Origin of the sequence: Cobetia sp. Dlab-2-AX, assembly GCF_024124625.1 — a bacterium.
In the GTDB taxonomy this organism is placed as follows: domain Bacteria; phylum Pseudomonadota; class Gammaproteobacteria; order Pseudomonadales; family Halomonadaceae; genus Cobetia.
The window spans coordinates 1-26,808 of record NZ_JAMXRV010000012.1; the positions used below are offsets into that span (position 1 = coordinate 1).

At 61.8% G+C, this 26,808-nt stretch carries 18 protein-coding genes; 12 read left to right on the top strand and 6 right to left on the bottom strand.

Annotated features, from left to right (window positions below):
• The 5 genes from NH396_RS15560 to NH396_RS15580 all read left to right on the top strand — a co-directional run.
• A partial coding sequence (locus tag NH396_RS15560; protein WP_253064753.1) for a VCBS domain-containing protein occupies positions 1-5,096 on the top strand: 5,096 nt, incomplete at its 5' end.
• A gap of 129 nt (positions 5,097-5,225) precedes the next feature.
• Positions 5,226-6,857 carry a TolC family protein gene (locus NH396_RS15565; RefSeq protein WP_253064754.1) on the top strand — a complete coding sequence of 544 codons (1,632 nt, stop codon included), beginning with the start codon at positions 5,226-5,228 and terminating at the stop codon, positions 6,855-6,857.
• A gap of 37 nt (positions 6,858-6,894) precedes the next feature.
• A complete protein-coding gene (locus tag NH396_RS15570; RefSeq protein WP_253064755.1) occupies positions 6,895-7,707 on the top strand; it encodes an efflux RND transporter periplasmic adaptor subunit in 813 nt (270 codons plus the stop codon).
• A gap of 14 nt (positions 7,708-7,721) precedes the next feature.
• Positions 7,722-9,080, top strand: coding sequence for an HlyD family efflux transporter periplasmic adaptor subunit (locus NH396_RS15575; protein ID WP_176677272.1), 1,359 nt, complete (start codon positions 7,722-7,724; stop codon positions 9,078-9,080).
• A gap of 3 nt (positions 9,081-9,083) precedes the next feature.
• On the top strand, positions 9,084-11,186 hold the full coding sequence (locus NH396_RS15580) for an HlyD family efflux transporter periplasmic adaptor subunit (RefSeq protein WP_253064756.1): 2,103 nt from the start codon (positions 9,084-9,086) through the stop codon (positions 11,184-11,186).
• Positions 11,187-11,472: 286 nt separating this feature from the next.
• On the opposite strand, the gene NH396_RS15585 is transcribed toward NH396_RS15580, so the two are convergent.
• The gene (locus tag NH396_RS15585) at positions 11,473-14,673 is read right to left on the bottom strand and encodes an EAL domain-containing protein (RefSeq protein ID WP_253064757.1); all 3,201 of its coding nucleotides are present in this window, start codon (positions 14,671-14,673) and stop codon (positions 11,473-11,475) included.
• A gap of 313 nt (positions 14,674-14,986) precedes the next feature.
• Here NH396_RS15585 and NH396_RS15590 point away from each other — a divergent pair, with 313 nt between their 5' ends.
• The 6 genes from NH396_RS15590 to NH396_RS15615 all read left to right on the top strand — a co-directional run bounded on the left by NH396_RS15590 (position 14,987) and on the right by NH396_RS15615 (position 20,655).
• A complete protein-coding gene (locus tag NH396_RS15590; protein ID WP_253064758.1) occupies positions 14,987-15,508 on the top strand; it encodes a CidA/LrgA family protein in 522 nt (173 codons plus the stop codon).
• Positions 15,505-16,233 (top strand): LrgB family protein, encoded by a 729-nt coding sequence (locus NH396_RS15595; RefSeq protein WP_176677268.1) that lies wholly within the window; start codon positions 15,505-15,507, stop codon positions 16,231-16,233. Before NH396_RS15590 ends, NH396_RS15595 begins: the two co-directional genes overlap by 4 nt.
• Before the next feature lie 594 nt (positions 16,234-16,827).
• Positions 16,828-17,433, top strand: coding sequence for a hypothetical protein (locus NH396_RS15600; protein WP_253064760.1), 606 nt, complete (start codon positions 16,828-16,830; stop codon positions 17,431-17,433).
• A gap of 147 nt (positions 17,434-17,580) precedes the next feature.
• Positions 17,581-18,243 carry a response regulator gene (locus NH396_RS15605; RefSeq protein WP_253064762.1) on the top strand — a complete coding sequence of 221 codons (663 nt, stop codon included), beginning with the start codon at positions 17,581-17,583 and terminating at the stop codon, positions 18,241-18,243.
• Entirely contained in the window at positions 18,240-19,658 is a 1,419-nt protein-coding gene (locus NH396_RS17205) for an ATP-binding protein (RefSeq protein ID WP_253064764.1), read from the top strand. The genes NH396_RS15605 and NH396_RS17205 overlap by 4 nt, the downstream gene beginning before the upstream one ends.
• A gap of 223 nt (positions 19,659-19,881) precedes the next feature.
• Entirely contained in the window at positions 19,882-20,655 is a 774-nt protein-coding gene (locus NH396_RS15615) for a 3-hydroxybutyrate dehydrogenase (RefSeq protein WP_253064766.1), read from the top strand.
• Between the two features lie 150 nt (positions 20,656-20,805).
• On the opposite strand, the gene NH396_RS15620 is transcribed toward NH396_RS15615, so the two are convergent.
• The 5 genes from NH396_RS15620 to NH396_RS15640 form a co-directional block, all read right to left on the bottom strand.
• Positions 20,806-21,342: a response regulator transcription factor gene (locus NH396_RS15620; protein WP_253064768.1), complete on the bottom strand. Its 537-nt coding sequence runs from the start codon at positions 21,340-21,342 to the stop codon at positions 20,806-20,808.
• A gap of 32 nt (positions 21,343-21,374) precedes the next feature.
• On the bottom strand, positions 21,375-22,646 hold the full coding sequence (locus tag NH396_RS15625; protein WP_176677262.1) for an ATP-binding protein: 1,272 nt from the start codon (positions 22,644-22,646) through the stop codon (positions 21,375-21,377).
• Between the two features lie 169 nt (positions 22,647-22,815).
• The gene (locus NH396_RS15630) at positions 22,816-24,363 is read right to left on the bottom strand and encodes a DASH family cryptochrome (protein ID WP_253064770.1); all 1,548 of its coding nucleotides are present in this window, start codon (positions 24,361-24,363) and stop codon (positions 22,816-22,818) included.
• Entirely contained in the window at positions 24,350-24,568 is a 219-nt protein-coding gene (locus tag NH396_RS15635) for a DUF2256 domain-containing protein (RefSeq protein WP_366071747.1), read from the bottom strand. Before NH396_RS15635 ends, NH396_RS15630 begins: the two co-directional genes overlap by 14 nt.
• 63 nt (positions 24,569-24,631) lie before the next feature.
• Positions 24,632-25,150 (bottom strand): MarR family winged helix-turn-helix transcriptional regulator, encoded by a 519-nt coding sequence (locus NH396_RS15640; protein ID WP_253064772.1) that lies wholly within the window; start codon positions 25,148-25,150, stop codon positions 24,632-24,634.
• A 248-nt stretch (positions 25,151-25,398) separates the two neighbouring features.
• Here NH396_RS15640 and hmgA point away from each other — a divergent pair, with 248 nt between their 5' ends.
• Positions 25,399-26,739: a homogentisate 1,2-dioxygenase gene (gene hmgA / locus NH396_RS15645; protein WP_253064774.1), complete on the top strand. Its 1,341-nt coding sequence runs from the start codon at positions 25,399-25,401 to the stop codon at positions 26,737-26,739.
• Positions 26,740-26,808 lie beyond the last annotated feature (69 nt).

Sequence of the window (26,808 nt, forward strand, 5' to 3'; positions counted from 1 at the left end):
CCGGCACGCTGTCCGTCAGTGATCTGGATACCACCGACGAAGTCACGCCGAGTGTCACCGCGGTGAACGCCACTGGTGACACCGATGGCCTGAGCAATGCCGAGCTGCTGGGCATGCTCTCCGTCGACGCCGATGCCATCATCGATGGTGTCAGCAACGACGGTACGCTGAACTGGACCTTCGACAGTTCCAGCGTCGAGGGTGAAGCCTTCGATCATCTGGCAGTGGGCGAAAGCCTGGTGCTCGACTACACCGTAGTCGTCACCGACAGCCAGGGCGCGACCGCAGAACAGGTCGTCCAGATCACCATCAACGGCACCAATGACACGCCGGTCATCGCCATTGAAGGCGACGACAGCGCGAGCGAGTCGCTGACCGAGACGGACGACACGCTTGCGACCTCCGGCACGCTGTCCGTCAGTGATCTGGATACCACCGACGAAGTCACGCCGAGTGTCACCGCGGTGAACGCCACTGGTGACACCGATGGCCTGAGCAATGCCGAGCTGCTGGGCATGCTCTCCGTCGATGCCGACGCCATCATCGATGGTGCCAACAATGACGGTACCCTGAACTGGACCTTCGATAGTTCCAGCGTCGAGGGTGAAGCCTTCGATCATCTGGCAGCGGGCGAAAGCCTGGTGCTCGACTACACCGTGGTCGTCACCGATGGCCAGGGCGCCACTGCCGAGCAGGTCGTCTCGATCACCATCAATGGCAGCAACGATGCACCTGTCATTGCCATTGAAGGCGACGACAGCGCCGCCGAGTCGCTGACCGAGACCGACGACACGCTGACCACCTCCGGCACGCTCTCCGTGAGCGACCTGGATACCACTGACGAAGTCACGCCGAGTGTCACCGCGGTGAACGCCACTGGTGACACCGATGGCCTGAGCAATGCCGAGCTGCTGGGCATGCTGTCCGTCGATGCCGACGCCATCATCGATGGTGCCAACAACGACGGCACTCTGAACTGGACCTTCGATAGTTCCAGCGTCGAGGGTGAAGCCTTCGATCATCTGGCAGTGGGCGAAAGCCTGGTGCTCGACTACACCGTAGTCGTCACCGACAGCCAGGGCGCGACCGCAGAACAGGTCGTCCAGATCACCATCAACGGCACCAATGACACGCCGGTCATCGCCATCGAAGGCGACGACAGCGCGAGCGAGTCGCTGACCGAGACGGACGACACGCTTGCGACCTCCGGCACGCTGTCCGTCAGTGATCTGGACACCACCGACGACGTGACACCGAGTGTCACCGCGGTGAACGCCACTGGTGACACCGATGGCCTGAGCAATGCCGAGCTGCTGGGCATGCTCTCCGTCGATGCCGACGCCATCATCGATGGTGCCAACAACGACGGCACCCTGAACTGGACCTTCGATAGTTCCAGCGTCGAGGGTGAAGCCTTCGATCATCTGGCCGTGGGCGAAAGCCTGGTGCTCGACTACACCGTGGTCGTCACCGACAGCCAGGGCGCGACCGCTGAGCAGGTCGTCCAGATCACCATCAACGGCACCAATGACGCACCGGTGCTGGTGGATAATGCCCAGCCGGTTGACCAAAACGGTAACGATGGTGACTCCATCACGCCGTTCAGTGTTGCTGACGCCTTCACTGACGTCGACGAGGGTGCGGAGCTGACTTACAGCGTCGACAATCTGCCGCAAGGCCTGGTGATTGACCCGACCACCGGCGAGATCAGCGGCACGCTGTCACCGGATGCCTCCACCGGCGGTGACAACAATGACGGCATCTACACCGTCACTCTGACGGGCACCGACGAGAATGGCTCGGATGTCACCACGACCTTCACCTGGACCGTGGCCAACGTTGCCCCCGAGGCCTTCGACAACACTGCCGAGCTAGATGAGGGCGTCGCCACCAGCGACACCAGCACCACAACTGGCAATGTGCTCAGTGATGGCGACACCAATGGTGACGTCGATGTCGACGGTGGCAACGACACGGATGCTCTGGTCGTCAGCGGTATCGGTGCTGGTGCCAATGCTGGCACTGACACCGCTGCAGGTACGCCGGTCACCGGCACCTACGGTAGCGTCACCATCGCCGAAGATGGCAGCTACACCTACGCGCTGGACAACAGCAACGCAGCGGTGCAGGCGCTGGCCGAAGGCGAGGTGATCACCGAGACCTTCACCTACGAGATCTCTGATGGTCAGGGTGGCACCGACACGGCACTGCTCACAGTCACCATCAATGGCACCAACGATGCACCGGTGCTGGTCGATGGGGCGCAGCCGGCCGATCAGACTGCCAATGACGGCGACGAGATCACACCGTTCACCATTGCCGACGCCTTCACCGACGTCGACGAGGGTGCGGAGCTGACCTATAGCGTCGAGAATCTGCCGGACGGCCTGGTGATTGACCCGACTACCGGCGAGATCAGCGGCACGCTGTCACCGGAGGCCTCCACCGGAGGTGACAACAATGACGGCATCTACACCGTCACGCTGACGGGCACCGACGAGAATGGCTCGGATGTCACCACGACCTTCACCTGGACCGTGGCCAACGTTGCCCCCGAGGCCTTCGACAACACCGCCGAACTGGATGAGGGCGTCGCGGCCAGCGACACCAGCACCACAACTGGCAATGTGCTCAGTGATGGCGACACCAATGGTGACGTCGATGCCGACGGTGGCAACGACACGGATGCTCTGGTCGTCAGCGGTATCGGTGCTGGTGCCAATGCCGGCACTGACACCGCCGCAGGTACCCCGGTCACCGGCACCTATGGCAGCGTCACCATCGCCGAAGATGGCAGCTACACCTACGGGCTGGATAACAGCAACGCGGCGGTGCAGGCGCTGGCCGAAGGCGAGGCGATCACCGAGACCTTCACCTACGAGATCTCCGATGGTCAGGGTGGCACCGATACGGCACTGCTCACCGTCACCATCAACGGCACCAATGATGCGCCAATCGCGACTCTTCGGGCTCCACAGGTGGAGACGGGAAGTGACGGGGAAGAGATTGCACCGATCAGCCTCCAAGATGCCTTCCAGGACGTCGATAGCGGCGCTCAGCTGAGATATACGGCCGAGAACCTGCCAGATGGTCTGGTCATTGATCCGGTGACGGGCGTCATCAGCGGCACACTTGCCGACGATGCCTCTCAGTCAGGCAACAACACGACGGACGGTCGCTACACCGTGACCGTGACAGCCTCGGATGAACAAGGCCAATCGGCTGACGTCACGTTGAACTTCTTTGTCGTTAACGTTGCGCCGGAAGCCTTCGACAACACCGCCGAACTAGATGAGGGCGTTGCGACCAGCGACACCAGCACCACGACTGGCAACGTGCTCAGCGATGCGCAGCCCGATACCGACACCGATGGTGGCAACGACACGGATGCGCTGATCGTCAGTGGCATCGGTGCTGGTGCCAACGCTGGGACTGACACCGCCGCGGGTACGCCGGTTACCGGTACCTACGGCAGCGTCACCATTGCTGAAGACGGCAGCTACACCTACGCGCTGGATAACAGCAACGCGGCGGTGCAGGCGCTGGCCGAAGGCGAGGTGATCACCGAGACCTTTACCTACGAGATCTCTGATGGTCAGGGTGGCACCGACACGGCACTGCTCACCGTCACCATCAACGGCACCAACGATGCACCGGTGCTGGTCGATGGGGCTCAGCCGGCCGATCAGACTGCCAATGACGGCGACGCGATTACACCGTTCACTATTGCCGACGCCTTCACCGACGTCGACGAGGGTGCGGATCTGACCTATAGCGTCGAGAATCTGCCGGATGGCCTGGTGATTGACCCGACCACCGGCGAGATCAGCGGCACGCTGTCACCGGATGCCTCCACCGGCGGTGATAACAATGACGGCATCTACACCGTCACGCTGACGGGCACCGACGAGAATGGCTTGGGTGTCACCACGACCTTCACCTTCGAGGTAGGGAATCCGGCGCCGCAGGCATTGGATCAGAGTGCGGACGTCTCCGAGGACGGCGTGACGACAGCTGAGGGCAGCCTGCTGGTCGATGCTGATGGCGTGCCGGTAACTGTCGATGGCGATGGCGATTCACTGCTCATCGCGAGCGTCAATGATCAGGCCGTCATTGACAGCGACACCGTGATCCAGGGTGCTTACGGTCAGCTGATCATCGCTGCCGATGGCACCTGGAACTATGTGCTGGACAACGACGGTGATGCCGTTCAGTCCCTCGGCGATGGCCAGCAGGTGACGGATGACTTCAGCTTCGTGGTCAGTGATGGAGAAGGGGGGACGGCAGTCGGTGAGTTGACGATCCGGGTGGCTGGTCTCAGCGACAACGTTGTTCCGGAACCCGTTGTGCCTGTGACCCCAGTCGAAGGCTCCTCCGGTAATGGTTCCCCGGCGGGTGGAGCAAATGCTGGATCTGATGAGGGTGAAGCAGGCTTCCTTCCGGAAGTTGATGAGGAGCTCTTCGAACCGCTCAGCGATTCCACCTTGCTGGATATCCCGAGCATTCAGCCGGTGCAGTTGACCATCATCTTGCGTGATGTCGTGGCCAATGAAGCTGTATATGAATTTGCGCTGCCGGCGGGCGCATTTGAAAGTACCAACAATGAAGAGATCAAGGTTGAGTCGACCCGTACCGATGGCAGCCCGCTGCCGGATTATGTGGTCTTCGACAGCGATTCGCTGACCTATCGCGTCAATCGTGCTCTGGCCTTGTCCCTTGGCGTCGAGCGCATCGACGTCAAGGTGATCGGTCGTGACGAATCCGGAAACGAAGCGAGCACCACTTTCGTCATCTACCTCACCCCTGAACAGGAAGATGAGCAGGAAAGCGAAGTCTTCTTCGATGGCAACGCAACGGCGCCATCATCTGATGCGGCTCCCGCGATTGGAAGCGAGGGAGGTGAACAGGGTGAAGGAGATGAGCAGGACGAGGCCACCGAGCAAGAGCAGGCGGCTGAAGAAGAGACCGCGGCACTTGGTGCTGTGCCACTCTCCGAGATGCTCAAAGTGGCCGGACGTGACGGGTTCAGTCACGACCATGCCGATGTGCTTGCCGATTTGATGGCGTTGTTGAATGACGATTCAGACATTTCTTGATTAACGTTAATAGAATAAACCGAAACGAGCTCTCTATAGCGTAAAAATTGAGCTTATCCAATACAAGGTGTCCGCCTGCCCCACACCAAGGGGGGCGGGTGAACAAGAGCAAGGGAACGAGGCAATATCATGACGGGAAACGAAAAAACGGAAACCGCCCGAGCGTTGCCTGAGTCGCGTGGGCGGGGTCGTCTCAAGACACTGACGACGATGGCTGCCATCAGCGCCGCGGGTATTGCCTTGTCGGCATGTGGCACTGTGCAACCTGAGCCTCTGGATCGTCAGGATATCGCGACCGCCATCCAGAGCGATGAGGTGCTCTTCGAGCAGATGACACCGGTCATCACCGAGCCGCTGGATCTCAATCAGGCGATGGCGCGCGCGCTGAAGTACAACCTCGACAATCGCGTCAAGCTGATGGAGCAGGCGTTGGCCGAGCAGAGCTTCAATTTGGCCAAGATGGACATGCTGCCGGTGCTGGCCGCGAATGCCGGGTTCACCAGTCGCAACAATGAAGATGCCTCCTCCAGCGAAAACGTCCGTACCGGCGTGCAGAGCCTGGCGCAGTCGACCTCTGTCGACAAGGACCGCACCGATGCAGATCTGCGCCTTTCCTGGAACGTGCTGGATTTCGGTGTCAGCTACCTGAAGGCCAAGCAGGAAGCGGACCGCTTCCTGATCGTCAAGAACGCCCGGCGTGACATCATGGCGAAGCTGCTTCAGCAGACGCGCAGCGCCTATTGGAAGGCTGCAGTGACGCAGAAGTTGAAGCCGCGCATCGATGCCTTGCTGGTAGACACCGAAAAGGCGCTTGCGAAGCTGGATCAGATCCAGCGCGAACGACTGCGGGCACCGTTGGATGTCCTGCAGGAGCAGCGCCAGCTGCTCTCCATCATGCGCAACCTCAAGAGTTTGCAGCGTTCCGTCGAGACCTCCCAGATCGAACTGGCGAGCCTGATCAATCAGGCCCCCAATGTCGAGATCCCCTTGCAGGCGCCAAGTGAGCTGCCGGAACTTCCTCCGTTACCTTCCAATGACCTGGATGTGCTTGAGCGTGTCGCGCTGGCCAACAGCGGGGAATACGTCGGTCAGCTCTACAATGCGCGCATCGCGCAACGTGAAGCGCGCAAGAGCATGGTGCGATTGTTGCCGGGGCTGGAGTTCTCCTACAGCGCAAATTACGACAGCAACAGCTATCTCTACAACGACACTTGGGCACAGGCGGGGGTGCGGGTCAGCTGGAACATCTTCCGTCTGTTCGCGATCGATGAGATCAAGGCTCAGAACGAGGCGCGTGACCAGATGGTCGAAGCGCGTCGCCTCGCCAGCAACATGGCGACGCTGGCACGGGTGAATCTGGGCTGGCAGCAGTACCACAACTCGCTGGACAGCCTGGCGATCGCGCAGCGCTTCCAGGCATTGGATGAGCAGATCGCGGACTTCAGCAAGCAGGCGCGGGCAAGCCAGGCTATCTCGGGGACGCAATCCCTGCTCAACCAGGCCAAGGCCTTGAACTCCGTGCTGAGCAATTCATTGGCCTACGCCGATGCACAGGACGCCTATGGTGGCTTCCTGTTCAGCCTGGGCTTCAATCCGGTCCCCGAGGATTATCAGCGTTACGACGTCGATACGCTGGCCAGCAACCTGGATGCCTCCTTCCGCCAGTGGTCAGGCGGCAGCCTGCCACTGCAGGACCCGGCACTCTGGCTGGAAGCCCAGTCCGAGACAACCCAAGCACAGGACGGTCAGGCCAGTCTGTAAGCTAGCCTCCCGCCATATTTCAACAGGGATGCTGACGATGATGATCGCTGGTAAAGGTATCAATCGCCGCATGGCGAGGTTGGGGGGAACCCTGATGGTCGCCATGCTGCCCGGGCTGATGAATGTCGCGCACGGGGCGGATCAACCGACCGTTCGCGGTCAGGTCAGTGCTGTCCATTCCACCATTCTGGCGGCGCCCCTGTCGGGGCGCCTGCTGGAAGTCAATCGGCGTGTCGGGGAAGAGGTCAACAAGGGCGATGTACTGGTGCGCTTCGACTGCCGTTCGCTCAAGGCGGAGCGGGCAGTCGCCAGTGCGCGTCTGTCCGGTGCAAGCTCCCAGTACAAGGTCAACAAGCAGCTGGCGCGCTATGACAATGTCAGCCAGCTGGACGTGGATCTGTCGCGAGCGGCGGTCAATGAGGCCAGTTCCTCGGTCAAGCTGTCGGATGTCTATCTCAGCGATTGCACCATCACGGCACCCTTCGATGCGGAAGTGGTCTCGCGTGCCGTCAATCCTCATCAGTTCGTCTCCAACGGCGAGCCGATGCTGGAGCTGGTGAGTTCCGACGAGCTCGAGATCGAGGCCGTCATTCCCGCCATGTGGCTGGGGCAGGTTGGCGCGGACACCCCGATGACCTTCACCGCAGATGCCACGGGGGCGGAACTGGCCGGCAAGATCATACGCGTCGTCGACAACATTGATCCGGTCAGCCAGACCCTCAAGGTGATCGCGCGGCCGGATGCCACGCCGGATGGCGGCATCAAGCCCGGCATGAGTGGCGAGGTCCGGTTTCCCTCTCTGAGTCCTTCCACCCTCGATGAGGTGGATAGTGGAGAGTCGGCACAATGAATCGGCGGGTCGAAATGCCAGGCAACGTCACGACAGATCGCCTGGCGGGCCTCATCACCCTGCAGAAGCGTTTGATGAGCGCCAAGGGACGCAAGGAAGCCGAGTATGTGCTGGTCAATGACACAGGCTACCTCTTTCCCGCGCGCCAGATGTTGCTGGTCAGCAATGGCAAGCTTTCGTCACATTCCGGTGCCACCGATGTCGAGCAGCAGAGCCCCTATCTGCACTGGGCAAGACGCGTCATCAAGGCGTTTGATCTGGATCGTCAGGTCGTCTCCGACAAGGCAGGTGACTCACGGGCGACCAGGCCTGAGCAGGTCATGTCACTGACGCCGGAGCGTCTCAAGGAACGCGATGCGTCTCTTGCCGAAGACTGGAGTGAGTATTGGCCGCGTGAAGGGCTCTGGGTGCCCATGGTATGGCGAGGCCGTATCGAGGGTGGCTTGCTGTTGTTGCGCGAGAAGCCCTGGAATGAAGCCGAGCAACGCCTGCTGACCCATTGGGTGCAAGGTGCCGAGAACGTGCTGGCACGTCATTCGGGGCGCAAGCGCCAGCCGGTGGGCAAACGTCTGCTGTGGGGCGCGGCCCTGGTGGTAATCGGTCTGCTGATGTTGGTGCCGGTACGCCTTTCCGTGCTGGGGCAGGCGGAAGTGGTGCCCGAGGTCAGCAGTATCATCCGCTCGCCCCTGGATGGCGTGCTCAAGGACCTGTCGGTGGCACCCAATCAGGTGGTGGAGAAGGGGCAGTTGCTGGCGAGTCTCGATGATGCCGAGCTCAAGGGGCGGCTGGCCGAAGCCAACCAGGCTCTGGCGGTGGCGCAGGCGGAATATGCACGTGCCCGGCAACGCTCCTTCACCGAGCGTGAGGCCAGTGCCGAGGTGCCGCTGTTGAGGGCGCGGGTGGACCAGGCGCGTGCCGATGTCGATTTCCTTGAAACACAACTGACGCGTGTGCGTGTCGAAGCGCCGCGTGAGGGGGTCGCGATCCTCGGCGATACCAGCGATTGGGCAGGGCGTCCGGTCAGGCTGGGTGAGCGTCTACTGGAAGTGGCCGACACCCGGGGCGCCGAGGTGGAAATCTGGCTGCCGAGTGCCGACAACATTCCGCTGCCGGAAGGTGCCGCGGTCTCGTTGTTCTTGAATGTCGACCCCTCACAGGTTCGTGAAGCACGCCTGACGCACGTCAATTATCGGGCCGAGCTGGCGCCGGATGGCGAGCTCGCTTACCGCGCGCACGCCGTGTTGAGCGATGCCGAGAATCTGCCGCGCGTCGGCTGGCGGGGTACGGCCAAGGTAGAGGGAGAACAGGTCACGCTGGGTTATTACTTGTTCCGTCGCCCGTGGGCCACACTGCGCAGCTGGACCGGGTGGTAAAGCATGATCTCACAGACTCCCCCGCTGGCCGTACTGCGCGAAGACCTCAAGTTGCACCCCGTCGAGCAGGATCGCGATGGTAAGCGGCGCTGGTTGCTGCATGATCCGGTCGCCCAGCGCTTCTACCGACTGGGCGAGGCCGCCATCGAATTGCTGCCCTTCATTCGCGGTGGTCAGGAAGCGGCAGCCGCCAAACAGGCGAGTGCCAGTCTTGGTCGTGAAGTGCCTGGCGAGCAGTTGCGCGCCTTGTCGGAATTTCTGCGTCAGCATGATCTGGTGCGCGGGGATCCCGGTCAGCAGGAGCGCTACCAACGCCGCCTTGAGTCGCGCCCCACCGGGCTCAAGTGGTTGATGCATCACTATCTCTTCGTGCGCATTCCACTGGCCAATCCGGATCGCTGGCTGAGCCGGCACGTCAACAAGGTACGCTGGCTGGGTAGCCGGGGCTTCTTCTGGAGCCTGGCGGTCATGTTTCTGGTGGGCCTATGGCTGACGGTACGCCAGCTGGATACCTTCATCGCGAGCTTCGCGGCACTCGGCGCTGTCGGCGGCTGGCTGACGTTGGGGCTGGCGCTGGTCTTCGTCAAGATACTGCATGAGCTGGGGCACGCTTTCGTTGCCAAGGCCAAGGGCGCGCGCGTCCCGACCATCGGAGTGGCCTTCATTGTTGGCTGGCCGGTGCTCTATACCGATACCAGTGATACCTGGCGACTCACCCGGGCTCGGGACAGAGTTGACGTCGATATCGCGGGTGTCGCGGTCGAGCTCTCTATCGCGGTACTGGCGTTACTGAGCTGGCATCTGTTGCCGGAAGGTCTGCTGCGCACCCTGTGTTTCTGGTTGGCGACGACGACCTGGATCATGTCGGCGCTGGTCAACTTCAATCCTCTAATGCGCTTCGATGGCTATTACCTGCTGTCGGATGCCTGGCGACAGCCCAATCTTGAACCGCGCTCCCAGGCGCTGGCGCGTTGGCAGCTACGTGAATGGCTGTTCGCCTTCAAGGAAGCGCCGCCTGAGCGTCCGCAGCGTGCTCTGGTACTGTTCGCGTTCGGCGTCTGGGTATATCGCCTGCTGCTGTTTCTCGGGATCGCCCTGGCGGTCTATCACTTCTTCTTCAAGCTTCTCGGCATCGTGCTGTTCGCCGTCGAGATCTGGTACTTCATCATGCGGCCAATCGTGAATGAAATTCGGCGCTGGTTCAGTGAAGGTCGCAAGCCACGCGCCAATCTGGCGCTGCTTCGTACCGGGATGATCATCGTGGCACTGGGGGCCTTGCTGGTCTGGCCCTGGCAGAGCGAGCTACGTCTGCCGGGATGGCTTGAGCAACCCTCGGCCCGTCTCGAAGCCCCTTTCGGTGGCCGGCTGCATCTCGATGTCGCCCAAGGCGACGAGGTGAGCGCCGGTCAAGCGCTGGCGACCATCAGTGCCCCGGAAGTCGCCCAGCGGCTTGCCAGTGCCGAGCGTCGCGTGGAGCAGCTGGACTGGCGTCGCTCCGCCAGTGGCCTGGATCGCAGGCTGCTGCAGGATAGCCCGGTGGTACAGGCTGATCTTGACGTGCAGCGTCAACGGGTCAGCGCGCTGCAAGCCGAGCAGGCGACCGGGCAGCTGGAGGCGGCATTCCTCGGCAAGGTGCACTCGCTCAACCCTGCCTTGCGAGAAGGGGGCTGGGTCGGTGAAGGTGAGTGGGTGATGACGCTGCGTAATCCCCAGCAGGTGACCCTGACGGCCTGGGTGGAAGAGGAAGAGGTGCTGCGCGTCGATGAAGGTGCCACTGCCTGGTTCTATCCGCTGGCACCGGTAGGCAAGCCGCTGGAAATGCGCGTGGTCAGCGTCGAACCACAGGCAGTCGCAGTACTTGAGCAGCCGGAAATGGCCGCGCCCTATGGTGGGGAGTTGAAGGTTCGCGAGGGCGAGGAAGGGCAGCTGGAACTGATGCGTAGCCTCTATCGTGTCACGCTTGAGCCGGTGGACTTCTCGCAGGCGCTGGTACTCTCGATGCCCGGCCGGCGCGGCATGGTCAACGTCGAGACTGAGCCGCGCAGCCTGTTGAGCCGAACCTGGCGCGAAGTGGTGGGGGTCTGGCGTCGCGAATCCGGTTTCTGACACCGCTACTCTTCCCGCTTCCTGCATCCTTCATCCTGCCTTCTAAAAAAGAGCACAGAAGCCCAGCCTCTTGGTGGCGTTTGCCGCTCGGAGGCTGGGCTTCTGTGGTCTGGTTCTGGAGAGCGGACTTGTGGAGGCAGGGCTTTTGAAGACAGGGCTTATGGAGAGCGCTGTTGGAAAGAGGGCTTTGTGTGGTTTCGAGGAGGTGCCGCGCTCTGCTCTATGGGGCGCTCCGCCTTGAATCGGTAAGCCCTTGGCTCAGCTTGCTCTGGATAAGCCAGCTGATTTAGCCAGCCTTGGGAGCAAGAGGCTGCGCCACCCGAGCGTCGTTGACTCGTGAGATCGGGCTGGAGTCTGTGTCGCCGGTATGCCTCTTGCCGTGTCTGTCATCGGTATTGGAGCAGATGGCGAGTGTCTCGAGTGGCTCCGGCATGCCCAGCGCGTAGCCCTGCACATAGTCGGCGCCGATGGTGGCGACGGAGGCGAGCACTTGCGCACTCCCCACGAATTCCGCCACGGTCTTCATGCCCATTTCACGCGCCACCTCGGCAATGGCGCGGGCGATGGAGTAGGAGACGCGGTTGGTGTCCATGTCGCGAATGAAGGCGCCATCGATCTTCAGGAAGTCGACGGGCAGGTTTTTCAGGTAGCCAAATGATGACACGCCACTCCCGAAGTCATCCAGCGCGAAGGAACAACCGAGTGCGCCGAGTGCCTCGAAGAAGGCACGAGCGTCGCCCAGCCGCGTGATGGCGACGGATTCGGTGATCTCGAAACATAGCTTGTCACCCGGGATGCCACTGTCGCGGACCAACGTGACCAGCAGGTCACGAAAGCTCGGGCTGCTGATGGAGTGCCCAGAGAGATTGAGAGACACCATGGTCAGTCGCTGGGCATGCGCAGGGTGCGCTGCCAGCCAGCTCAGGTATTGGCGAATGACATGTTCATCGATGGCGGCTGACAGGCCATAACGCTCCGCCGCAGGAAGGAAGGCGCCAGGGGCAATGATGGTGCCATCTCGGCCTTTCAATCGCACCAGCACTTCGTAATGTAGCTCGCTGAGCGGCTTGCAGTGCGGGTCGTTGCCAAGCTCTGCGTTGCTAGGCTCTGCGTTGTCAGCTTGTGCAGTGGCGAGAGTGCTGACAATCGACTGTTGGTAAAGCACCAGGCGCTGTTCTTCGATGGCCGCGGTGATTTCTGTCAGCCAGTGCATTTCCTGCATGCGCCGAGCTACCTCGTCACCGGATTCACTGTGGCGATGAATGCGGTTACGCCCGGCATCCTTGGCTTCATAACAGGCAGCATCGGCGGCACTCAGCAGTTGGTGCGGGTCGTTGTGATTGCTGTCGATTCTCACCAGGCCAATGCTGGTACTGATGGTGAACAGCTTGTCTCCCCACATGAACCGGAAGTTGGTGACGGACTGGCGCATCTCTTCGAGCAGTGCCTCGGCGGCCTCCAGCGACATGTCTGGCATCAATAAGCCGAATTCATCCCCTCCCAGGCGCGCGAGACGATCTTGCTTGCGCAAGTCGGCGGCAATCACGTCGACCAGCTGGATCAATAGCGCATCGCCGGCCGAGTGGCCGCAGGTGTCATTGACGACCTTGAACTGGTCCAGATCGATGTAGGCGAGACAATGTAGCGTGTGAGTGGCGCGTGCATCATCGCAAAGTGTCGTCAGTTCACGCTTGAAGGCGCCGCGATTGAGCAAGCCCGTCAGGCTGTCGTGATTGGCCTCGTGAGCCATGCGCTGCGACATGGTGTGATTGAGCGTATTGTCGATCAGCGCCAGCAGCGTATAGCCATCCTGGTCTGGCGTCGCCTCTACCGCAGAGACACTGATCTCTGCATGCACCGAGTTGCCGGAGGCATGGATGAAGCGGCATTGCTGGGTAAAGAAGTCCTTGCGCTGCTCGATCAGCGCCTGATGTTGCTGCAGGAAGCTTTCCAGGTCTTCCGGCTCGATCAGTTCGCGTATCACACTCTGCGACAAGGTGGCGGCGGTGTAGCCCAGGATGCTCTCGAGTCGTTGATTGACGCGCAACAGCTGGCCACTGGTGCTCAGGTGCGCCATGCCGACAGCGGAGTGCTCAAAGGTGGCGCGGTAGCGTCGCTCGCTGGCTCGTAGGCGCTTCTGAGAGGCCTGTTGCTCGAATTCAGTCATGAGCTGTGAGACGTGATCCGCCACCGAGGCCAGAAACGCCTGCTCATCCTCTGCCCATTCGCGCGGGGCATTGCTTTCCGTGCAGCAGATGACGGCCACCACTTGGCCCGCCACACGGATCGGGCTGTCGATGATGGCCTTCACGCTGCAGCGGAAGGTGCCATCAAACAGCAATTCCTGGTTGGCCTTGGTCACATCGGCCAGGGCGAGCGCATGACCGGCATCCAGAGCCTCGAAATAGACCCGGTTCTGGGTGCGGGTGAGGCGAGTGGGGACTGTGTCATGCGTGGCATCGTGCGGCGGTGGGACCCACGCATCATGGACATGGGCAAGCGAAAGACAGTCACGGTCGTCATTCATGTACCAGAAGCTTACCTTGCGTATCTGCAGGCCCTTGGCAACTTGCTCACATAACCACGGCAGCAGGCTGTCGAGCTGCGCGCTCTCATCGTGGCGTGTGTTGCCGAGCTCGATCAAGGCCGCCTGCTGACGTTCATAGCGGCGCAGCTTGTCGGCCTGGGCATCCTTGGCCAGATGCTGCTGATGGATATCCAGCAATGAGCCGATGAAGCGGTAGGGCGCGCCGTTTCTAACCTCGAATTGAGCGCGCAGCTCAAACCAGCGATGATCTCCCTGCTGAGTGCGGATCAGCAACTCACAATTGAAAGGCGTCCCGCTCAGTCGCTTGGCATTGATCAAGGCCTTGAAGTCGTCACGCATGTCGGGTGCGACTCTCTCATGCAGCGCCCCGAGTGCAGTGTCGAGTGTGCCGGCTTCATACCCCAACTGGTTTTCCAGACGGGTAGAGATGGTCAACCTCTCGTTACCTGTTTTCCATTCGATGATGCCATCGGAAATGCTGCGCAATATCCAGCTGGCGCGAGACTGACTGTCTGCGAACTCTGCATTGAGGTAGCTTTGATTGACTTGGCGTTTCAGCGCCTCGGTTGCCAAGCTCGCGAGCTTGCCCAGTCGTGCGAGGACGTCCGGGCTGGGCAAGTGTTGCCGCGGCTCAGCGTCCGCCAAGCTCATGCAGCCGATTATCTCGCCATTGTCTGCCTTGATAGGCAGGCCGATGTAATAACGAATGCCGTCGGCAAGAACCGAACTGCAATCGGCGAGTTCCGGTTGTCGACGGGCGTCACACGTGATGAGGGGGCTGGCTTGCAGTACCGCCACGCCACACAGCGCATCGTTGATGGGGACGGACTCATGCACGTTGTCGTCCAGACTCAACCAGCGCTTGAGCTGCTCGCCATCACGCAGGTTGATCATCGCCATGGGAGCGCCAGCCAGGTCGGCAGCCAGCTCAAGGATCATCAGGGCCTGATGATCCTCTTCATGCCGCAATGTCTTGATCCAATTGGGAATAATGGATGTATCAAGCCCGAGAGAATCTGGCATCGTGTCGCAGCCTTCCCTGTCTGTAACGGTGATGGGGGATTAAGATCGCAGACTATCACAGTAAAGCGTTGCCTCACCGTTGTTGGGGTTGAGAGCACTGAGGGCATCAAGGGCGCTGGGGTCATGAGGATGCCGGGAGGGAGAGGCAAGGGCGTCAGGGATGGCTGTGACATAATTGTCAGCATGGCGGCCTGACGGGCTGACACGGTCAAGAGGAGTCTGTAAGGAAATGGCGTTGATCAAGGGGTTCTGCATCTTGCTGCTTTGCCAGTTTCTCGGCGAGGTGACGGGGCGTGCATTGTTGCTTCCGGTGCCGGGGCCAGTACTGGGAATGTTGTTCCTGCTGCTGGGGTTGATGTTGCGAGGGCGGCTGCGCAAACGGTTGTTGCCTGCCCCGGACAGAGAGGGGGAAGGAGTGCTGCGTGTTGACGAGAATGCGGATCGAGACCTCGGTCAGCGTCAGCTGGCCCGAGCGCTGCTGCGGGAGCGCGTGCCTGCCAGTCTCAGGCTTGCCAGCAATGGCCTGCTCTCGCATCTGTCGCTGCTGTTCGTGCCTGCGGGTGTCGGCGTGATGGTCCATTTCGAGCTCATCGCACGTGATCTCACCGCCATCGCCATCACGCTGGTCGCGTCGATCGCGGTCACCCAGTTCGTCACGGCGTGGCTATTGCAGCGCTTGATCGATCGAGGTTCTGCGACACCGAGTGGAGCAGGGGGCAAGTCACCCAGCGCCGATAAGGTGTCTTCATGAATCTGGCCCCGCTTGATGCCCTGTGGGTGTACCTGAGCGCTTCTCCATTGCTGCATCTGCTGCTGACGCTGGTGGCCTTTCTGCTGGCGACGGCGATCAATCGTCTGGCCCGGGGCGCATCGCTGGCGCATCCGGTGCTGGTCTCCATCGCGCTGATCATCGGGTTTCTGTGGCTGACGGACACCGACTATCCCACCTACTTCGAAGGGGCCCAGTTCATCCACTTCCTGCTCGGGCCGGCCACCGTCGCGTTGGCGGTACCGCTGTTTGACCATCTCGATCGCGTCAAGCAGATGCTGTGGCCACTGCTGACGGCCTGTTGCGTCGGAATCGTCACTGCCGTGACCACCACCCTGGGTCTGGCGCTGGCACTGGGGGCACATACCCAGGTAGCCTTGAGCCTGGCGCCCAAATCCGTCACATCGCCGATCGCGATGGGGATCGCCGAAAAACTGGGCGGTATTCCCTCGCTGACGGCAGGGCTGGTGCTGCTGACTGGCACCCTGGGCTGTGTGGTAGGCCCCGTTGTCATGCGGTTGGCAGGGGCGCGAGACGATACCGTCAAGGGCTTCACCATGGGCTTGTCAGCGCATGGTATCGGTACCGCCTTCTGCTTCTCGTCGGTGAGCACGCTGGCGGGCGCCTTCGCTGGCATGTCGATGGGGCTGACCGGTCTGCTGACCGCCTTCATCGTGCCGCCTATCGTCAGGCTGTTCGGCGTCTGAGCATGAGAGGGCATTGGTGGAGAGTCGAGCTGGAGGTGAGCAAGCGGCGAGCAAGAAGCAGGAAGGCCAGCGCTTCCGTGGCATCGTCCTGTGAGGGCTTAAGTTTGCGTTAAGCGCAGCCATTCATGCTGGTGATCACTCCATGGTTCAGCTCAGCGCTTGCGTGTTGGCCATGGCAATCGCCAGCACGTCTTGTGGAGATGTCACCTCGTTGCCACATGTCTGTCAGTGAGCTGATCGATCATGCTCCTACACAGGTCCACAAGACGTGGCATCCACTCGCGCCTCTGTGTCTGGCAATGCCTCGACCCAAGGAAAGCCCTCATGTTCACTTCTCTTGCACGCACAGTTCTTGCCCGCATTGGTCTTGCCCGCACCGCTGCAAATCTCAAGCCCGCTGGCCTTGCCGGGCATCGGGTCCTGGTCGAGGCGCCGATGGCCTCCAGCTGTCGAGAGTTCTGTTGGCAGCTGGCGGCAGCAGGGGCTGCATTGACTCTGGTCGAGCGAGAGGGGGATGACCTTGCCTTGCTGTGCAGGTTGTTGCCCACCCCGAGAGGCCAGCAACATCGCCGCCTCTCACTGACGCACGCAGATATGAGGGGTGAAGCGCTATGCACGCAACTGCGCAACATCCCGGCTTCGGAGCGCCCCGATACCTTGCTGAGCCTGCCGGGCGATGGCCGCTGGCACCTGGAGAGTGGCCGCGCCTGGCATGTGCTCGAGCGTGGGGGTTGGCCGGCCGAGATGCGTGCCAAGGTACTGGAGTGTCTTGAGCTGCATGACTCGGCGGATAGTCGACGCCCGCTGCTGGAGCTGATCGTGCAGGCAGATGGCGACTTTTTCGTTCCGCTGGCGACAGCGAAGCACTCACGTATCAGGTTGCATACCCCGGCGCTGATCACCGGCGAAGAGGACCCTCTGTTGATGCGCCTGGCGCGTCATCAGGGCAACCATCCTGTCAGTGTGGCGCGTCAGGCGCGCGAGCTGATCTTCCGATTGCGTCTGGCGCGAGCCGGGCACCCGCTCGCGTATGGCTGGTTGGTGGCGGGTGAGGCGTTGCGGCGTGTCATCGGAGGGCCGCGCCGCATGCTGGAGCGTGGCGCGCTCGGGCTGCGTGAGCAGAAAATGCTGCTGACGGCGCGTCTGGCCAGGTGGCGCCATGCTCGACACCCGGGGCGTCGCGCACGCAGCGGTGTGTGATGACTGGCTGATCCATCGACACCGGCGATGTGCTATTCCGCAGTATGCTTCCAACGTTCGCCACCCATCGGTGGCGGACGTCTTGTCTCATGACCTCTCATGTCCCGATATGACATGGCAGAATCAGAACGATTCCAAGGAGTCCAGATGCGAGTTCTGCTCGTCGAGGATGATCCGTTGTTGGGCGAGGGGGTCAGCCATACCCTGCGCCGCGAAGGCATGAGCACTGAATGGTTGAAGGAGGGCGCCAACGTTGCCGCCACGCTCAAGCATTCGCCCTTTGATGTGCTGGTGCTGGACCTTGGCCTGCCGGATCTCGACGGTCTGCAGGTCTTGAGTCACTTGCGCCGTCAGGGCCAGACGTTGCCGGTATTGATCCTGACGGCACGTGATGACATCAGTGACCGGGTGCGTGGTCTGGACGGCGGCGCGGACGACTATCTGGTCAAGCCATTCGACATTGCCGAGCTGGTAGCGCGTCTGCGTGCGCTGGTCAGGCGCCATGCCGGGCAGCCCAGCGGTTGCCTGCAGCTGGGGCCATTGCGCATTGATCAGGCTGGCCGCATTGTCACGCTCGCCGGTAGCGAAGTTGCGCTGGGGCGGCGCGAATTTGATCTGCTGGAGTTCCTGCTGCTGCACCCCAGTCGTGTCTTCAGCCGGGATCAGCTCGTCGAGCAGCTCTATGGCTGGGATGGCGATGTCGAGAGCAATGTCATCGAGGTACATGTGCACCATCTGCGCCGCAAGTTCGGCACCGGGGTGGTCAAGACCGTGCGCGGCGTGGGGTATCGGCTGGGGGAACTCACGTGAAATCCATCCGCAGTTTCCTGCGGCGCAACCTGATCGGTGGCGTCGTGGTCGTGCTGGGGACGGCCGCCGCCTGGAGCTATTTTGATTCCCGCGAGCAGATTGATGAGCTGTTCGACGCTGAGCTGGCCCAGAATGCACGCATGCTGGGGCGACTCTATCAGTCCCGACTCGCGTCGTTGACACCAGACGCGCGTCAGGAAACGTTGCAGCAGATGACATCGGGCCAGTTCAGCCTGCGCCCGCCCTCCTTGAGCTCTGCCGATGGCCATGAGAAATCCCCGCTGGGACATGTCTATGAAGACAAACTGATCTTCCAGATGTGGGATGCGCTGGGCCAGCCGTTGCTTGGCCTCTCGTCACGCTCCGTGGCGCTGGATTACCTGCCGGTGCCTGGCTATGGCATGCAGCATGACAATCACCATGACTGGTTCACCTTCACGCTGTATTTCCCCGAGAGTGGCATCTGGGTCACAGCGGCCCAGCGTGAAGATGTGCGCGATGAACTGACTGGCCAGATTGCGTTGCACAACGTGCTGGCGCTGGTGGTCGGGCTGCTCATGATCGCCTTGCTGATCGGTGTGGCGGTCTCGCGGGGGTTTCGTCCCGTACTGCGCATCAGTCATCAGATCACGGCCCGTCAACCCGGATACCTTGAGCCGCTGGATGCCAGCGAGGCACCTGACGAGATACGCGGCATGGTGGATGCCCTCAATGGGCTGCTGGTGCGCCTGGCGGACACCCTTGACAAGGAGCGGCGCTTCACGGCCAATGCGGCCCATGAATTGCGGACTCCCCTGGCGGGCATCAAGGTGCATGCCCAGAATCTGGAGGCCGATGCCAGGGATGAGGCCTCGCGGCGCTCGGCACGCATGATCGTGGATGGCGTCAATCGCATGACACGGGTAGTGGAGCAGCTGTTGACCCTGTCACGACTGGAAAGCGGGGCAGAGGCACCGCGTCGCTCCGTCGATCTCGCCCAGCTGACCAATGAGCTGGCGCGGGACTTGGGCCCCATGGCACGCCAGCGAGGCATCAAGCTGCATATCGAGGTTGCACCCGGCGCGCAGCTGGTCAGTCACGAGAACGGCCTCTACGTGCTGCTGCGCAATCTGCTCGACAATGCGCTGCGCTATACGCCAGAAGGCGGAGAGGTGCGTCTGGATAACCGCCGCGACGACGATGGATGGCGTCTGGAAGTGGCCGATACGGGCCCCGGAATCCCGCTGCGTGAACGCGAGCGCGTCTTTGAGCGCTTCGTGCGTCTGGCCGGCCAGAAGACTCAAGGTTCCGGGCTGGGCCTTTCCATCGTGCGCGAGCTCGCTGAACGTCTAGGCGCAGCGCTGGCGCTGAAGGAGAGTCCCTTGGGAACGCCGCAGGCCCCGGGGCTGCTGGTGCAGGTTCGCTTTCCGTCATAGCCGGCCCACTTCTCGTCGTGAATAGCGCCTGGCGGACGGGTTGCGTCAGCGGATGCAACGATTGCGTCGAATGCATCATGCGGCTGTGATACTGGCTGGCGCTCGATAATGCCAGGGGGGAGTGCAACTCGGCGATGGTCGGGTGGTAAAGGCGGCTAGATTAGCGCTATCTTCATGATATGTTGCAGAGCAGCATGACATTCCCCTCTGTCAGGAGATTCGCATGAGTGAACAACAGTCTTCCCCTGTCCGCGTTGCACTGGTGACCGGCACCGCCAGTGGTATCGGTGCCGCCATCATGCAGGCGATGTGCGATGCCGGGCATCAGGTGCTGGCGGTCGATTTCAGTGATGAGGGGGCAGAGGTCGCCGACAAGGCAGGGGCTGCCTTCTTCAAGGCCGACCTGACGGACGCCGAGCAATGTCGCGCGGCGGTGGAAGACGCCGTATCCCGTTTCGGACGCCTCGATATCCTGGTCAACAATGCCGGCATTCAGCATGTCGAGCGCATCAAGGACTTCCCCGAAGCCAAGTGGAATCAGATCATCGCCTTGATGCTGAGTGCGCCGTTCACGCTGATCCAGGCAGCCTGGCCGCACATGGAGAAGAATGGGTATGGGCGCATCGTCAACATGGCATCCATCCATGCGCACGTCGCGTCACCGGGCAAGGCGGCCTACGTCAGCGCCAAGCATGGCCTGATGGGCCTGACCAAGACCGCTGCGCTCGAGGGTGGGGAAAGTGGGATCACCGCTAATGCCATTTGCCCGGCCTACGTGCGCACGCCGCTGGTCGACAAGCAGATTGCCGAGCAGGCCAAGCTCAATGACATGCCCGAGGATGAAGTGATCGAGAAGATCATGCTCAAGGGCGCAGCGATCAAGCACATGATCGATCCCTCCGAAGTGGCGGGCATGGCGGTATGGCTGGCATCTGACAAGGCAGGCTCGGTAACCGGCTCCAGTTTCAACATGGACCTGGGGTGGACGGCGCAGTAACGACGTACCTGAGTGTCGACTCATTCCAGGCTGTAAAGAGACACCAAGCCCTCACCATCCTTGCGTGCAAGCGCGAATCCATGGTGAGGGCTTTTACTTGCTCGGCAACAAGATGTCGCCTGGGACGCAGGCCAGGGCAGCGGCGCTATCTCAGCGCTTGACCGGGCGCTTCTGCAGCTTGCGTTGCAGGGTACGGCGGTGCATGCCCAGGGCGCGGGCCGTGGAGGAGATGTTGCCATCGTGCTCGTTGAGCACCTTCTGGATATGCTCCCAGGTCAGGCGGTTGACCGACGGCGGGTTGTCGGAGATCTCGGCGGCAGGGTCGCCGCCTTCGCGGTTGAAGGCGTTGAGAATCTCGTCGGCATCGGCAGGCTTGCACAGGTAGTTGACCGCTCCGAGCTTGATGGCTTCCACCGCGGTGGCGATGCTGGAATAGCCGGTCAGCACCACGATACGCGCGTCAGGTAGCAGGGCGATCAGTTCTGGCAGCAGCTTGAGGCCGGAACTCTGCTCGAGCTTCAGGTCGAGCGTGATCAGCTCCGGGCGGTGGCTGCGTGCCACGCTGAGTGCCTGGGCTTCATCACGGGCCACTTCCACTTCATAGCCGCGACGCGTCATGGCGCGCGCCGTGACCTGGCAGAAGAATTCATCATCGTCGATGATCAGCAGTCGGGTTGCATCTCTCATCAGGGTTCTCGCTTGGGCGGTCTTTGCCGCCATCATGTCAGATGAAGGGGGAGGCGCACTTCCGTCAAGGTGCCGCCATCTTCGTGGTTGTACAGACTGACGCCGCCACCGAACCGATTGATGGTGGCATGCGTGAGGAACAGGCCGATGCCCATGCCCTTGGATTTGGTGGAGATGAAGGTCTCGCCGAGCTGATCCGCCACCGCCATGGGCACACCATCGCCATGATCGCGGATGTCGATCAGCACTTCCTGATCGCGTTGCTCCAGGGTGATCTCGATATCATCCGGGCAGGCGTCAGCGGCATTGTTGAGCAGGTTCATCAGCGCCTGCTCAAGCGTGGTATCCACCAGCATGGAGGCCTGTTCAGCGCCGGGCGTCACCTCGACGCTATGCTGTACATCCGGGCGCACCACCAGCCAGCGCTGCACGATTTCCTCCAGCCACTGGGCAGCGTTGATGGGTTGGGGCTGCTCCATGCGGCGGCGGTCGGCCGCGGCTACCATCGCCTGCAGGCGTTGCTTGCAGGTGTCGACCTGACTGCGCAGCAGGGCGAGATCATCCTCCAGTTGAGGGTCATTCCTGTCCTTGGCATCCTCGCGCATCTCGCTCAGCAGCACCGCCATGGTGGAGAGCGGGGTGCCCAGCTCATGCGCGGTGCCGGCGGCCTGGCTGGCCACCGCCAATACCTGCTCGCTGCGCAGGGCAGCCTCACGCGTGGTGGACAGCGCCTGATCCCGGGTGCGCAGGGCATGGGCCATCTTGTAGATGAAGTAGGTCACCAGCGACGCCGACAGGCCGAAGTTCAGCCACATGCCGATGACATGCAGGCTGATGCGTCCGCCCAGCTCGTAGGTCGCCAGCTGTGGCACCGGCTCATAGAACACCATCAGGAAGCTGTAACAGCCCATGCCGACCGCGGCAATCACCCAGGCATAACGCCACGGGAGCGTTGCGGCCGCCATGGTCACCGGCACCAGATAGTAGGGCACGAAGGGGTTGGTGGAGCCACCGGTATGGAAGAACAGCATCGTCAGACCGGCGATATCCACCAGCAGGTGAATCAGGTTCTCGGTGTCGGTGACAGGGTGTGATTGCCCGAGGCGCCACCAGGTCGCGACATTGACCAGCCCCATCGCGATGATGATCGAGATGACGGGCAGCACATTGAGCTGAAAGCCGATGATCTCGAGCCCAAAGATGATCAGGATGAGAAAGCCGGTCCAGGTGATGCCGCGCGCGATGGTCAGACGAATGAGATTGCGGTGCGGCGTGGACAGTGGTGGCGGTAGCGGCTGATTCATGACGACTCCTGCGAGGAATGCGGCCATGATAGTGAATAAGGCTCATAAAGTGCAGCCCTGACGGTCAGTTAGCGCCAAGGCGTCATGCAATCCCCTGCGTTGCTTCCTCTGCCTTGCACCCTCTTCGTTGTGCTCGCTTTGTGGCGCTCTCTTCGTGGTTCAACTCTTGTCAGCCTCGCTCGAAGGAGCCACTCAGCCAGGGCGTCACGCGTGTCGGTGTGACGTCGGCCAGGTGGGCCTCCCAGCCCTTGACATGCGTGAGAGGCTGGCGCGGGTACTGGCCCGGTGATCCGTTGCGCCCTGCGCTGCTTGACCAGGCGAGCCAGGGCGCATGGCGCTGCATGCCGGCGGGCAGTGTCGCAAGCTCCGGTATCCAGCGGCTGACGTAATGACCGAGAGGGTCATGCTGGCGTGCCTGCTTCATCATGTTGAAGTGGCGATCCCCGCGCGGATCGCGTCCGATACCCGCCAGATAGCGCCAGTTTCCCCAGTTGGAGGCGACGTCGTGATCCAGTAGCTGATGCTCGAACCAGGCCGCTCCCTGGCGCCAGTCCACGCCAAGGTCCTTGACCAGAAAGCTCGCCACGTTCTGGCGCATGCGGTTGCTCAACCAGCCGGTAGCCGCCAGTTCGCGCATACCGGCATCGACCCACGGTATCCCGGTCATTCCGGCCTGCCAGCGTTCAAGCGCTTCCGAGGTCTGCACATGGCTGCGCGGCTGAGCCGCGTCGTGGTCTGGGGACTCGCCCGTGAAGGTGTGTCTGCCCAGCCGCCGTGCATCCCAGTGGAAGTACTCACGCCATAAAAGCTCGACGCGGATCCAGTCGCTGTCCTTGAAGGCAGCCTGCGGATGCGCGCAGTGCTCGGGCAGCGTGGCCTGAAAACGGTGCAGCGCGTCCAGTATCCGCCGCGGCGACAGACAGCCCAGTGCCAGCCACACGGAAAAGCGGGTCGAGAAATCCGCACCGCTGAGGCGATTGCGGGTGGTTTTGTACTGACCGGCGAAGGTCGGGCTCAGGTAATCCTGCAGGCGCTGCAAACCGGCGGGCTCTCCGGTGGCAAAGGTGTATTCTCCGCGGGTGTCGGCCTGCCAGTGGCGAGCCTCGAGCAGTTGCCTGGCCGCGCCCTGAAAGCCACGAGGGGCGTCCTCTGGCCAACCGGGGAGCGTGGATGGCGCGTCCAGCGGGGCAGGCATGTCGGTGAGGCTCGGGCGGGCCTTCTCCAGCTTGCGCCGGAAGGCACTGAAGCTCTTGGGGAGTGCGGCGAGTGGTTCCGGCAGCTCGTCTTCGTCCAGCAGCAAGCCACTGTTCAATTGCCTCAGGCGACACTGGCTTGCCACCGCGCGTTGTTGGCGTTGTTCCACCACGCCCGTGGCGCGGCGCGTGATGACGCCCCGGCAGCCATATTGCCTTGCCAGCTGCCCAATCAGCTGTGCCGCGTCGCCGTGGAGGATCAGCAGGTCACTGCCCAGCGCCTGAAGTCGCGTGCGCAACGATTCCAGGCTCCCGAGCAGGGCATGTTGCCGTCCCGTGCTGAGCGGCTGCAGGCGTGGCTCCCCGGGGTTGACGCTGCCGAAGGGTTGAAAGGCCGTCTCCGCCACCACATGCACAACCAGCAGGTGGGAGGCTCGTTCTTCGAGCGCGGCTTGCCACAACGGGTTGTCATCGAGGCGCAGGTCCTCGTTGAGCCATAAAAGCCAAGGATCAGTGGACGTCATCGCGCGCCTCCCTTGCCAGCTGGCGTGCGTTGCGACGACAGCGCTGACTGCAATGGCGTACGTCGTCCCAACAGTGCTGCCACTTCTTGCGCCACGTGAAGGGGCGCTGGCAGGTCTGGCACATTTTGCTGGGCAGGTGCGGTTTGCGATGCATGCTGGCAAGGCTCCTTAAAAACAATACATAACCTATACCATAATTGTACATCGTGCGAAATGGCGGTCTGGAAATCCCCTGCAATGCAGTCGATGAGCGCCTTGTGTGCCTGTTTCAGTCGCTGCCCGGCAGTTGTTCCAGTTGTCGCTCCAGAGTCTGCATGGTGAGCAGCAGATCACGGTATTGGCGTGCATTGACGGCGCCGAGCAGCTCATCCTCGAAACGCCGCGCTTCGGGAATCAGCTCGGCGAGCATGGCCTCGCCCTCGGCGGTGAGAACGAGCAACTGCGCACGCTGGTCCTGATCGCTCGGACGACGCAGGATCAGTTCTCGGCTCTCCAGTGATTTGACGGCGCGCGAGACGCGTACCTTGTCCATGTGGGTGCGCAGGCTGATTTCCCGCGCTGTCATCGGCACGCCACGGTTCAACCAGGCCAGCAGACGCCACTCGGCGACATTGATGGCGAAGCGCTCGCCATAGCGGGCGAACATCGCCTCACTGGTACGCTCGGCCAGTCGGTTGAGGCGATAGGGCAGGAACTGGTCAAGATCCAGCTCGTAACGGGGCGTGTCCTGTGAGGCTTCCCCATCAAGGGCATCGCGCGCTTCGGGAGTGTCATCAGTGCGTTGCATCGAGAGTTACCTGTCTCGGTGAGAGGGCTGACCAGCGTTGTCACGACAGTGCATGGCGGTTGGGTTAGGTTACCGATGTTACCACTTTCGACAGCGAGCAAGACAAAAGTCGAGCACTTGAGCGATTGTCAAGGTATGAATCTGTCTATATGGTTTCATATGTAACTATTTGAGGGCGGTGGCGGCATGTCTTGCCGTGGATGCACCGGGTTATCAGGAGCCGCGAGCCCACAAGGAGATGAATCGTCATGCGCGAGCGCAACGCTGAGTGTCATTATCACGCCGGTTTTCGAAATCATGTGTCCAGCGAGGCGTTGCCTGGCGCCTTGCCGCAGGGCCAGAACTCTCCCCAGTGTTGCCCCTATGGCCTGTACGCGGAGCAGTTGAGCGGCTCGGCCTTCACCGCGCCGCGTAGCCACAATCTGCGCAGCTGGCTTTACCGCATTCGGCCCTCGGTGGTGCAGGGCGCCTATCAGCCCATGGAGATGCCGCAGGTCGCTACCGCACCGCTGGCCGAGGGAATGCCGGATCCCAACCCGATGCGCTGGGACCCCATCGCGTTCTGTGCTGGCGATTTTCTGGAAGGCCTGATCACGCTGGCGGTCAATGGGGATGCCCAGGCGCAGCAGGGCTGTGCCACGCATCTCTACGCCTTCTCTCGCGGCATGCAGCAGCGCTTTTTCTACAATGCTGATGGCGAATTGTTGATCGTGCCGCAGCAGGGTGCCATCGAGGTGCGCAGCGAGCTGGGCCTGCTGGAAGTCACCAGCGGCGAGATCGTCGTGATTCCGCGTGGTATCAAGTTCCAGCTCAATCCGCTGGCGGGGCACGCGGAGGGCTGTCGAGGCTATGTGGCCGAGAACTATGGCGCGCCTCTCGAGCTGCCCTCGCTGGGGCCCATCGGCAGCAATGGACTGGCCAATCCGCGTGACTTTCTCGCGCCATCGGCACGTTTCGAGGACGAAGCCGGTGACTTCACCCTGGTGGCCAAGTTCGGCGGACGCTTCTGGCGCGCGAGCCTGGATCATTCACCGCTGGATGTCGTGGCCTGGCACGGCAACTACGCGCCCTACAAATATGATCTGGCGACCTTCAATACGATCAATACGGTCAGCTTCGATCATCCTGACCCCTCGATCTTCACCGTGCTGACATCACCGTCGGACACCGCCGGGGTCGCCAATCTCGACTTCGTGATCTTCCCGCCGCGCTGGATGGTCGCCGAGAACACCTTTCGACCGCCGTATTTCCATCGCAACCTGATGAGCGAGTTGATGGGGCTGATCCATGGCGAATATGACGCCAAGCGCGAAGGCTTCCGTCCGGGCGGCGCGAGTCTGCACAACGCCATGACCCCGCATGGCCCTGACGCTGCCACCTTCGAGGCTGCCAGTCAGGCAGAGCTCGCCCCCCGGTATCAGGGCAATACGCTCGCCTTCATGTTCGAGAGTCGCTATCTGTTCCAGACCACCTCGCAGGCCCTGTCGTCGAGCGCTCGTCAGCGCGACTACGGCTCGGTATGGCAGGGGCTCGCGTCTCACTTCACGCCGCTTACTACGCCCCACGCCACGCCACGATCCATTCCTTGATTCACTCCTTAACTCACCCTGCATCAGCGATGACCTTTGACTGTTCATCTTCACCTGATCCCAGGCTAC

What these genes read in the sequence shown, in the direction of transcription:
- NH396_RS15595 (WP_176677268.1), top strand. Translation starts at nt 15,505, where the DNA reads ATGAATCTGGCCCCGCTTGATGCCCTGTGGGTGTACCTGAGCGCTTCT.
- NH396_RS15605 (WP_253064762.1), top strand. Translation starts at nt 17,581, where the DNA reads ATGCGAGTTCTGCTCGTCGAGGATGATCCGTTGTTGGGCGAGGGGGTC.
- NH396_RS15615 (WP_253064766.1), top strand. Translation starts at nt 19,882, where the DNA reads ATGAGTGAACAACAGTCTTCCCCTGTCCGCGTTGCACTGGTGACCGGC.
- NH396_RS15600 (WP_253064760.1), top strand. Translation starts at nt 16,828, where the DNA reads ATGAGGGGTGAAGCGCTATGCACGCAACTGCGCAACATCCCGGCTTCG.
- NH396_RS15585 (WP_253064757.1), bottom strand. Translation starts at nt 14,673, where the DNA reads ATGATCCTTGAGCTGGCTGCCGACCTGGCTGGCGCTCCCATGGCGATG.
- NH396_RS15635 (WP_366071747.1), bottom strand. Translation starts at nt 24,568, where the DNA reads ATGTACAATTATGGTATAGGTTATGTATTGTTTTTAAGGAGCCTTGCC.
- hmgA (WP_253064774.1), top strand. Translation starts at nt 25,399, where the DNA reads ATGCGCGAGCGCAACGCTGAGTGTCATTATCACGCCGGTTTTCGAAAT.
- NH396_RS15565 (WP_253064754.1), top strand. Translation starts at nt 5,226, where the DNA reads ATGACGGGAAACGAAAAAACGGAAACCGCCCGAGCGTTGCCTGAGTCG.
- NH396_RS15630 (WP_253064770.1), bottom strand. Translation starts at nt 24,363, where the DNA reads ATGACGTCCACTGATCCTTGGCTTTTATGGCTCAACGAGGACCTGCGC.
- NH396_RS15575 (WP_176677272.1), top strand. Translation starts at nt 7,722, where the DNA reads ATGCCAGGCAACGTCACGACAGATCGCCTGGCGGGCCTCATCACCCTG.
- NH396_RS15590 (WP_253064758.1), top strand. Translation starts at nt 14,987, where the DNA reads ATGGCGTTGATCAAGGGGTTCTGCATCTTGCTGCTTTGCCAGTTTCTC.
- NH396_RS15625 (WP_176677262.1), bottom strand. Translation starts at nt 22,646, where the DNA reads ATGAATCAGCCGCTACCGCCACCACTGTCCACGCCGCACCGCAATCTC.
- NH396_RS15570 (WP_253064755.1), top strand. Translation starts at nt 6,895, where the DNA reads ATGATGATCGCTGGTAAAGGTATCAATCGCCGCATGGCGAGGTTGGGG.
- NH396_RS15640 (WP_253064772.1), bottom strand. Translation starts at nt 25,150, where the DNA reads ATGCAACGCACTGATGACACTCCCGAAGCGCGCGATGCCCTTGATGGG.
- NH396_RS15620 (WP_253064768.1), bottom strand. Translation starts at nt 21,342, where the DNA reads ATGAGAGATGCAACCCGACTGCTGATCATCGACGATGATGAATTCTTC.
- NH396_RS15580 (WP_253064756.1), top strand. Translation starts at nt 9,084, where the DNA reads ATGATCTCACAGACTCCCCCGCTGGCCGTACTGCGCGAAGACCTCAAG.